Genomic DNA, 3,026 nt, shown 5'->3' with positions numbered 1-3,026 from the left:
CGCCGCGGCCATCGGCGCGGTCGCCGCCACGCTGCGCGGCCTCACCGGCCGCCTCGGCCGGCAGGCGCGGGTGCTCTCGATGAGCCCGTCGGCCGCGATCCTCGGCAGCCGACTGCCGGTCACCACCGTCGTGCACGACCTCGCCTTCCGGCTCTGGCCGCGCGACCTCTCCACCGCCGTACGCCAGTACCGGCGGGTCAGCTACGGCACCGCCGTACGCCGGTCCGCCCGGCTGCTCTGCGTCAGCGCCCGCACCCGGCACGACCTCCACGGCCTCTACCAGGTGCCCGAGGAGCGGACCGCGGTCTGGCACCCCGGCAGCGACCTCGACGCCGTACCGGGCGAGCCGCCCGCACCGCTGGCCGAGCTGAGCCGGCGCGGCGGCAGCTACCTGGTGATCGCCGGGCACGCGCCGCACAAGGGGGTGGAACTGGCCCTCGACGCCCTGCCCGAGCTGCCCGGGATCGTGCTGGCCGTGCTGACCGGCGGTCGCCGGGTCGACCGGTACGAGGCGGCGGTGCGCCGCGCCGGCACGGCGGAGCGGGTCCTCTTCCTCGACCACCTTCCCGAGCCGCAGTACGTCGCCACCGTCGCCGGGGCCGCCGCCTTCCTCATGCCCAGCCACTTCGAGGGCTACGGGTTGCCGGCCGCCGAGGCGCTGCGGCTCGGCACCCCGACGGTCATCTCGCCGGACCCGGCGCTGCACGAGGCCACCGACGGTCGGGCCGTCCGGATGACCTCCTGGACACCGGAGGCGCTGGTCCGCGCGGTGGGGGAGGCGCTCGCCAGGCCCGCCGCGCCCGGCTGGCACGGCCGCTCGTGGCGCACCGCCACCGCCCACCTGGTCGACCTGCTCGCGGCACCGACCGGATCCCGTGGCGTCGACGCCCGGGTCGCCGGGTGAGGGGGCGGCCGATGCGGATCGCCATGGTGCACTCCTCCTTCGCGGTACGCGGCGGCGCGGAGCGGTACGTGCGTGACCTGACCCGGGCGCTGATCGACCGAGGCCACCAGGTGACCGTCCACAGCCGGCCGTCCGACGGCGCGGAGCCGCACGACCGGCCGGTGCGGGAGCGGTTCTCCGCCCGGCTCGGGCGGCACCTGCCCCGGCTCGGCAGGATCTGCACCCACCTGGGGGACCTCGTCGACCCCACCGGCCTGCGCCCCACCGACCTGCGGGACATCCGGCCGGACGTGGTGCACGTGCACAACTGGCAGGGCATCGGCGTGCTGCCGGTCGGCCGGCTGCTCCGGGCGTACCCGGGGGTGCACTCGGTGCACGACCACGCCGTCTGTGACCCGAACAACGCGCTGGGCAACCTGGGCCGCTCGCGTACCCTCGACCGGCTGCTCGCGGCGCGGGCCCGGTGGATCACCCGGCGGCTGCGCCCCGCGGTGCTGCTCTTCCCCTCCGAGCGGACCCGGCGGCGGGTCCGGGACAGCGCGCGCGGCGTCGGTGGCGTCACCGACCGGGTGGTGCCGCTCGCCGTGCCGACCCCGCCCCGCCGGTCGGTGTGGCCACGCGGCCGGCGTGACGTCCTCCTCTACCTCGGCGTCCTCGACCGCCACAAGGGCCTGGACCTGCTGCTCGACGCGTGGCGCGAGGTGGGGGCGGCCACCGGCGGGACGCTGCTGGTCGGCGGCGACGGCCCGCTGCGGCCCGAGGTGGAGCGGCTGGCGGCCACCACGGGCTCGGTCCGCTACCTCGGTTATCTGGACGAGGCCGGCAAGGAGGCCGCCTTCGCCGAGGCGGGCTGGCTGGTCTTCCCGAGCCGGTGCGCGGAGACGTTCGGGCTGGTCTGCGCCGAGGCGCTGACCGCCGGACGTCCCGTCATCGCCAGCGCGATCGCCGCCCCGCCCATGGCGTCGGACGGCTCCGTCCTGCTCTTCGACGAGCCGGAAGAGCTGACCGGCCTGCTCCGGCGCGCCGCCGGGATGCCCGACGACGCGTACGCGGCGATGAGCTCCTCGGCCGTCGCGGACGGCCGCCGGCTCGACTGGGACCGCCACGTCGACACCATCATCCAGACCTACCAGTCGGTCGTGGCGGCCCGCACCGCCGACCGGCGTTCCCCCGAGGTGACCCGGCGATGACACCACAGACCAGCGACCCGACCGCCGCCCCCGCCCGCCGCAGGCTCCTCGCCGTCCGGCCGTCCCGGCGGCTGATGATCGGCGCCGGGCTGCTGCTCGTGGCGATGGTCGCCGCCCTGCTGGCCGGCCTCTCCCCGCTGCTGCCGGTCGTCCTGGTGGCCGTCGCGGCCGTCGCGGTCCGACCGGTGGCCGGTCTCGGCTACGTGCTCATCGTGCTCAACGCGCCGCTGGGCCTCTGGTTCGTCGGCGTGGAGGGCGCGGTCGGTGGCGCGTTCGGCGGACGGGACTACGCCCTCGGGCTCTCCGCCGCGGTCGTGATCTGCGTGCTCTTCGCGCTGACCGCGTTCCGGCACCGGTGGACCCGGCGGCAGCTCGCCGGGGCGGGCGTCGCGCTCCTCGTCGTCGCGGTGTGGAGCCTGATCGGCTTCGCCCACCACGGCGTGGCGCAGACCCTGGTCGGGGTCCGGCTCACCGTGCTGCCGGTGCTGCTGCTGGCGGTCCTCTTCTCCCTCACCCTGCGGCAGGTCCTCCCGCTGATGACCGTGCTGGCCTGGCTGCTCGTCGCGAACGCGGTGGCCTCCGTCGCCGAGCTGATCGTCGGCCCGGCTCGCCTGGTGCAGTGGGGCTTCGAGGAGAACACCGCCGTGCGGTACATCGGCGACACCTTCCGGGTGCCCGGCCTTACCTCGTTCAACGCCGAGCTGGGCATCCTCGCCGGGGCGTACCTGCTCGGGTACGTCGCGCTCTGGCTGACCCGGGGCGCCCGGCCGACCCGCCGTTCGTGGCACGCCGGCGGGCTGGCCAGCGTCCTCTGCCTCGCCCTGAGCACCAGCCGGTCCGGGGCGCTGCTGGTCGCCGGTGGCGTGGTCGCCGCCGTGGTGCTCAACCGGTCCGGCGGGGCGGCCGGCCGCCCCGCCGGACCGGTTGAGCAC

General features: G+C 76.4%; 2 protein-coding genes and 1 pseudogene. All 3 read left to right on the top strand.

All coding sequences use genetic code 11. The features are described from left to right. A partial coding sequence (locus tag DKL51_RS29220) for a glycosyltransferase (protein WP_124812798.1) occupies positions 1-904 on the top strand: 904 nt, incomplete at its 5' end. Positions 905-915: 11 nt separating this feature from the next. Then, positions 916-2,094 carry a glycosyltransferase family 4 protein gene (locus tag DKL51_RS29215; RefSeq protein ID WP_109966507.1) on the top strand — a complete coding sequence of 393 codons (1,179 nt, stop codon included), beginning with the start codon at positions 916-918 and terminating at the stop codon, positions 2,092-2,094. Beyond that, a pseudogene (locus tag DKL51_RS29210) lies at positions 2,091-3,026 on the top strand (hypothetical protein); the annotation flags it as partial. The gene DKL51_RS29215 and the pseudogene DKL51_RS29210, both read left to right, overlap by 4 nt.

This window comes from Micromonospora globispora (assembly GCF_003857015.1).
GTDB classification, from domain to species: Bacteria; Actinomycetota; Actinomycetes; order Mycobacteriales; family Micromonosporaceae; genus Micromonospora; species Micromonospora globispora.
This window is presented reverse-complemented; position numbering and strand designations above follow the sequence as displayed.